Origin of the sequence: Streptococcus oricebi, assembly GCF_017883985.1 — a bacterium.
Lineage (GTDB): Bacteria > Bacillota > Bacilli > Lactobacillales > Streptococcaceae > Streptococcus > Streptococcus oricebi.
In genome coordinates, this window is sequence record NZ_PRDG01000005.1 from 204045 (window position 1) to 211052 (window position 7008).

At 43.3% G+C, this 7008-nt stretch carries 5 protein-coding genes; all 5 read left to right on the forward strand.

Annotated elements, in window-relative coordinates; translation table 11 throughout:
* The first annotated feature begins 108 nt into the window (after positions 1–108).
* The 5 genes from C4K46_RS09110 to C4K46_RS09130 all read left to right on the forward strand — a co-directional run bounded on the left by C4K46_RS09110 (position 109) and on the right by C4K46_RS09130 (position 6825).
* Positions 109–2082: a peptide ABC transporter substrate-binding protein gene (locus C4K46_RS09110; RefSeq protein WP_209628742.1), complete on the forward strand. Its 1974-nt coding sequence runs from the start codon at positions 109–111 to the stop codon at positions 2080–2082.
* A 301-nt stretch (positions 2083–2383) separates the two neighbouring features.
* Positions 2384–3883: an ABC transporter permease gene (locus tag C4K46_RS09115; RefSeq protein ID WP_209628744.1), complete on the forward strand. Its 1500-nt coding sequence runs from the start codon at positions 2384–2386 to the stop codon at positions 3881–3883.
* The gene (gene oppC / locus C4K46_RS09120; protein WP_209628746.1) at positions 3883–4809 is read left to right on the forward strand and encodes an oligopeptide ABC transporter permease OppC; all 927 of its coding nucleotides are present in this window, start codon (positions 3883–3885) and stop codon (positions 4807–4809) included. Before C4K46_RS09115 ends, oppC begins: the two co-directional genes overlap by 1 nt.
* A gap of 8 nt (positions 4810–4817) precedes the next feature.
* Complete coding sequence (locus C4K46_RS09125; RefSeq protein ID WP_209628748.1) at positions 4818–5903, forward strand: ABC transporter ATP-binding protein; 1086 nt, start codon at positions 4818–4820, stop codon at positions 5901–5903.
* On the forward strand, positions 5896–6825 hold the full coding sequence (locus tag C4K46_RS09130; protein ID WP_209628750.1) for an ATP-binding cassette domain-containing protein: 930 nt from the start codon (positions 5896–5898) through the stop codon (positions 6823–6825). The genes C4K46_RS09125 and C4K46_RS09130 overlap by 8 nt, the downstream gene beginning before the upstream one ends.
* Positions 6826–7008 lie beyond the last annotated feature (183 nt).

Here is a 7008-nt window from a genome sequence, read left to right on the forward strand (position 1 = left end):
TTTCTAAATGGAGATGGGGAGGGTAATTGTCTGAATATTTAGTTTACTTTTGCCAAAAACTGTGCTATAATGGTTTCACTAATTAAATTATTTTATGGAGACATCCCTATGAAAAAAAGCAAATGGCTCGCACTAGCGGGAGTAACGCTCTTAGCAACAGGCTTTTTAGCGGCTTGTTCTAGCTCTAGCACAAGTAATAAAACGACTTACAGCTATACCTATCAGACCGATCCTGATAACCTCAATTACTTGACTACCGGTAAGGCAGCAACAAGTGATTTGACCAACAACTTTATCGACGGTCTCTTAGAAAACGACCGCTATGGGAACTTGGTGCCGTCTATCGCCGAAGATTGGACTGTCTCCAAGGACGGTTTGACCTATACCTATAAGTTGAGAAAGGATGCCAAGTGGTATACCAGTGAAGGCGAAGAATATGCTGATGTCAAGGCAGCTGACTTTGTGGCTGGTCTCAAGTATGCGGCGGACAATAAGTCAGATGCCCTCTACTTGGTTCAAGATTCTGTCAAAGGTTTGAGTGCTTACTTGAATGGTGATGACAAGGATTTCTCTCATGTAGGTGTCAAGGCTCTTGATGATTATACCGTTCAATATACTTTAGAAAAACCGGAAACCTTCTGGAATTCTAAGACAACGATGGGAGTCTTGGCTCCGGTCAATGAAGAATTTGTAAAATCTAAAGGAAAAGACTTTGCCAAGGCAACTGACCCAACCTCTATCCTTTACAATGGACCATACTTACTCAAGTCCATCACAACTAAATCTTCTATTGAAATGGCTAAGAATGAAGGCTACTGGGATAAGAAGAATGTCCATATCGACGATGTCAAGTTGACCTTCTTTAACGGGGAAGATTTGGATACAGAGCCTCGTGGCTTTGCAGAGAGTGGTTTCTCACTAGCTCTTCTCAATCCAAATGCACCAAACTATTCTAAATACTCTAAGAAGTATAAGGATGAAATTTTCTACGGTCTACAAGATTCAGGAACCTATCTGGTAAGTATGAATATTGACCGCCAGTCTTATAACTACACCAGTAAAAAGACGGATGCTGAAAAGCAGTCTACTAAGAAAGCCTTGCTTAATAAAGACTTCCGTCAAGCTTTGACCTTTGCTTTTGACCGCAAAGCCTACAACGCTCAAGCTAATGGAGAAGATGGAGCTGAAAAGCTGACTCGGACTCTCTTTGTGCCAGAAAACTTTGTCCAAGCTAACGGTAAGAGCTTTGGTGACTTGGTAACGGCCCAACTGGCTGATAAGGAAGAATGGCAAGGAGTTAGTCTGGCTGATGGGCAAGACAGCCTCTACAATCCTACTAAGGCTAAGGCAGAGTTTGAAAAAGCTAAGGCAGCCCTAGAAGCTGAAGGGGTGCAATTCCCGATTCATCTAGATATGCCGGCTGACCAGCAAGCTCAAGCTAAGGTTAAGCGTGTCCAATCCTTCAAGCAATCACTCGAGTCTACCCTCGGTAAGGAAAATGTGGTGGTTGACATTCATCAAATGAGTCATGATGACTTGAACAACATTACCTACTTCGCCGAAACTGCGGCCCAAGAAGACTGGGATATTTCAGACAATGTAGGTTGGTCGCCTGACTACCAAGATCCATCTACCTATCTGGAAGTGCTAAACCCAAGTAAGGGTGAAGGAACCAAGACCTATCTCGGTTTTGATAAGGGTGAAAGTAAGGAAGCTGTTGCCGCAGTTGGTCTGGATGAATATGAAAAACTCATCACAGAAGCTGGTAATGAAATAGCAGATATCAATACACGTTACGAAAAATATGCAGTTGCCCAAGCTTGGCTGACTGATAGTGCCTTGGTTATTCCAACTTCGTCCAAGTATCCACGTCCGGCTGTTCAAAGAACAGTGCCATTTACCGCACCGTTTGCAGTATCCGGAAACAAGGGTGGTGTTGAATACCGCAACTACAAGTATCTTGAAGTACAAAAAGATCCTGTAACGACTAAAGAGTACGAAGCAGCGAAGAAGAAATGGGAAAAAGAGCGTGCTGAGTCCAACGAAAAAGCTCAAAAAGAGCTGGCTGATCACGTAAAATAGTAGCTTTCTATCGAGGCTAGGGCGCTTGCCCTGGCTCTCGCTGTTTACGCTATCATTGTTGCATGGTCTGGTAAGGGTTAAGAAAGCTAGTGGAGACTTTTAGACAGAAAGTGTCACTTAAAGAGCTCATTTCTGAACCTAAGACCAATGAAAGCTTGAGGTTGATGACAGAGTCTCAGCCTCGATTTTGGGGTTATGCCCCTTTTATCTATTCAATTCAGAGATAGAGGGCAAGCATACTCCAAGGCTAGATTTAAGAAAACAATGCAACTCCATTTCAGAAAATAGAAGGAAGTGAAAAATGAAACGATATATATTTATGCGTATTCTGCGCTCCCTGTTGTCTATCTTTTTAGTGACGACACTGATTTACACCATTGTTTATACCATGGTGCCAAGAAATTTGATTTTCAAGCAGGATCCTAACTATAATAAGGTCACCAAGACTCCAGATACCAAGGCTGATTATGAATCAACGGTCCTTGAGCGGATGGGTTATGTAGACTACTATAACACCAAGGAACTGCAAGAAAAAGCAAGCAAGAAGAATGCCCAAGTAACTACCGAGCCAAATGCAGCCAATAAAAAAATCTATGAAGACTATATCAAAGGTTTAGGGAACGGCTGGAAGCTCTATCAGTTTAAGGACAGTAAGCAGTTCTATGCCCTCCGTCAGGTGCCAGTTTTTGAGCGGGTATTTGAGTTTTATGCCAACCTGATTCAGATTGATCACCCTTGGAAAGTTCAAGATCCAAAGAATCCAAATCTCAAGCGGGGCTTGAGTATTACTAATGATCCTGCTGTCGGCTGGTCCTTAGTTGGTTCAGGAACCAAGCACAAGTATTTGATTTACTTTAATGGTTCTTTCCCATTTATCCACCAAAATATTGTGACCCTCAATCTCGGAACCTCCTACCCAACCTACGCCAATATTCCAGTTTTAAAGGTTATCGGTCAAGGTCAAGGGCAGACCAAACAGTCAGAGGTTCAATTCCCAACTGGTAAGAAGCTTTCCTCTGTTAATATCTACTCTCGGACCTATAAGTCTCCTAGCGAAGCAGATGCCAGAGAGATTGCTACCTATGGTAAGGACGATCCTTATACGGAGACTGATAATACCTATCAGTTCCCATCCATGCTGGTTAACTCATCTATCATTGGTTTGATTGGGGTCTTGATTTCTTACGGTTTAGCCATTCCTCTGGGTTCTTATATGGCCCGCTTCAAAAACACCATTTTTGATAGCGCCTCAACCGCCTTTTTGACCCTCCTCATGTCCATTCCAACCATCGCCCTGGTTTACGTTGTCCGTCTCTTGGGTTCTGTTGTCGGCCTACCTGATTCCTTCCCAAGTTTGGGAGCAGGAGACTGGCGTTCTTATGTCTTGCCGGCTGTGATTTTAGGGGTGCTGGGTATGCCAGGTCTAGCGATTTGGATTCGCCGTTATATGATTGACCAACAATCTAGTGATTATGTCCGCTTTGCGCGGGCCAAGGGTCTGTCTGAAGCTGAAATCTCACGCAAGCACATCTTTAAGCATGCCATGGTACCGATTGTGACCGGTATTCCCTTATCAATTATTATGGTAATTGTCGGTGCTACCCTGACCGAGTCTGTCTTTGCCTTTCCTGGTATGGGGAAGATGTTGATTGACTCTGTGAAAGCAGCCAACAACTCCATGGTTGTAGGTCTAGTCTTTATCTTTACTTGCTTGTCCATCATGTCCCTACTCTTGGGTGATATTCTGATGACAATCCTAGACCCTCGTATCAAACTATCAAATTCTAAAGGAGGTAAATAATGGCTACAATTGATAAAAAGAAATTCACCTTTGTCAAGCGCGATGATTTTGCCTCTGAAACTATTGATGCACCAGCTTACTCATACTGGAAATCGGTCATTCGTGAATTTTTAAAGAAAAAGTCAACCCTTATTATGTTGGCAGTCCTGATTGGGATTATCTTGATGTCCTTTCTCTATCCCATCTTTTCCAACTATGACTTCAATGATGTAAGTAAGGTAAATGATTTTTCGGCCCGCTACATTCAGCCTAATGGTCAATACTGGTTTGGTACAGACAGCAATGGTCAATCCCTCTTTGATGGGGTTTGGTATGGGGCTCGTAATTCCATTTTGATTGCGGTCATCTCCACAGTCATCACAATTGGTCTAGGAGTAGTTGTCGGTGGTATCTGGGGGATTTCCAAAACAGCTGATAAGATTTTGATGGAAGTCTACAATGTCATTTCCAATGTCCCTCAACTTTTGATTGTCATCGTTTTGACCTATTCGATTGGTTCAGGTTTTTGGAATTTGATTTTTGCCATGAGCGTGACCGCCTGGGTCAGCTATGCCTATACTATCCGGGTGCAAATCCTGCGCTATCGTGATTTGGAGTATAACTTAGCCAGTCGGACCCTGGGAACATCGGCAGGAAAGATTATTAGCAAGAACCTATTGCCCCAGTTGGTGTCTGTTATTGTGACCCTGGCTTCCCAAGCCTTACCAGCCTATATCTCTTATGAGGCCTTCCTATCCTTCTTCGGTCTAGGATTGCCAGTAACAGTACCAAGTTTGGGACGGCTGATTTCTAATTACTCACAAAATGTAACAACCAATGCCTATCTTTTCTGGATTCCGCTGACAGCCCTGATTCTGGTTTCTCTGTCCTTCTACATTGTTGGACAAAACCTGGCTGATGCAAGTGATCCGCGGACACATAGATAGGAGGAAATATGACAAAAGAAGAAAATGTAATATTGACTGCTCGCGATATTGTCGTAGAATTTGATGTCCGCGATCGAGTTCTAACGGCCATTCGAGGAGTTTCTCTAGACTTGATTGAAGGGGAAGTTTTAGCCCTAGTAGGTGAGTCTGGAAGCGGGAAGTCCGTTTTGACCAAAGCCTTTACTGGAATGCTAGAGGACAATGGACGGGTTGCCCAAGGGAGCATTGATTATCGTGGACAAGATTTAACAGCCTTGAAAAGTCATAAGGACTGGGAAAGCATTCGCGGAAAGAAAATTGCGACTATTTTCCAGGATCCTATGACCAGTTTGGACCCTATTCAGACCATTGGGAGCCAGATTACAGAGGTTATCACCAAGCACCAAGGAAAGACTGCGGCTGAAGCCAAAGAATTGGCTATTGACTATATGAAGAAGGTTGGGATTCCAGAAGCCGAAAAACGCTTTAGTGAATACCCCTTCCAATATTCAGGTGGTATGCGGCAACGGATTGTTATCGCTATTGCCCTGGCTTGTCGCCCAGATGTCCTAATCTGTGATGAGCCAACAACAGCCCTTGATGTGACCATTCAGGCTCAAATCATCGAGCTCCTCAAGTCCCTACAAAAGGAATATAATTTCACAACCATCTTTATCACCCATGATCTAGGAGTTGTAGCTAGTATTGCAGATAAGGTAGCTGTTATGTATGCTGGTGAGATTGTGGAGTATGGAACGGTAAATGAGATTTTCTACCAGCCTCACCATCCCTACACCTGGAGCTTGCTATCCAGTCTTCCTCAACTAGCAGAAGAAGACGGAGAACTCTACTCCATTCCGGGAACCCCTCCTTCTTTATATTCTAAAGTTGAGGGTGACGCTTTTGCCCTGCGCTCGGACTATGCCATGCAGATTGATTTTGAGGAAAGACCACCGGTCTTTGAAATCTCACCCACTCATTGGGCCAAGACCTGGTTGCTCCACGAGGACGCTCCCAAGGTTGAGAAGCCTTCAATTATTGCCGATCTTCATGAAAAGATTCGAACCAAGATGGCCTTTACCCATTTAATGTCAGAGGAGGAAGGAAATGTCTGAAAAACTGATTGAAGTTAAAGATTTAGAAATTTCCTTCGGAGAAGGAAGTAAAAAGTTTGTCGCTGTCAAAAACGCCAACTTCTTTATCAATAAAGGGGAGACCTTCTCTCTAGTTGGTGAGTCAGGAAGTGGTAAGACAACCATTGGACGGGCCATCATCGGTTTGAACGATACCAGCAAGGGAGAAATCCTTTATGAGGGTAAGGTAATCAATGGCAAAAAGTCCAAGGAAGAAGAAAGAGAGCTTATCCGGAAGATTCAAATGATTTTCCAGGACCCAGCTGCTAGTTTAAATGAGCGGGCAACCGTTGACTACATCATTTCAGAAGGTCTCTATAACCATCACCTATTTAAGGATGAGGAAGAAAGAGTTCAAAAAGTAAAAGAAATGATTCATGAAGTCGGTCTCTTGCCAGAACACTTGACCCGCTACCCTCATGAATTTTCGGGTGGTCAACGGCAACGGATTGGAATCGCTCGGGCTTTGGTTATGCACCCTGACTTTGTCATTGCGGATGAGCCTATCTCAGCCCTTGACGTCTCAGTTCGGGCCCAAGTCTTGAACCTCTTGAAGAAGTTCCAAAAAGAGCAAGGTCTGACCTATCTCTTTATTGCCCATGATTTATCCGTAGTTCGTTTCATCTCGGATCGAATTGCTGTTATCTACAAGGGAGTTATTGTTGAAGTGGCTGAAACAGAAGAACTCTTTAGCAATCCCATCCATCCTTACACCCAGTCGCTTCTGTCTGCTGTGCCTATTCCAGATCCGATTTTGGAGCGCCAAAAGGTCCTCAAAGTTTATGATCCAGACCAGCATGACTATTCAACGGAAGAACCAGAAATGGTTGAAATTCGTCCAGGACATTTCGTCTGGGCCAGTCCAAGCGAACTGAAAAAGTATCAAGATGAATTAAAATCTTAATTTTAAATCCAAATATTTTAAACTTTAAAACCAGCCCCAAGGCTGGTTTTAAAGGCTTTTAGGGGGTTGAAGAGAAGGTCTATATAAAAAAAGTAAAAAAAGGTTCTAAAAAGTATTGACAAGGCACTAAGTAGGTGATATACTGATATAGTTGTCTCAAGGGGACAAGGACCATTGAAAACT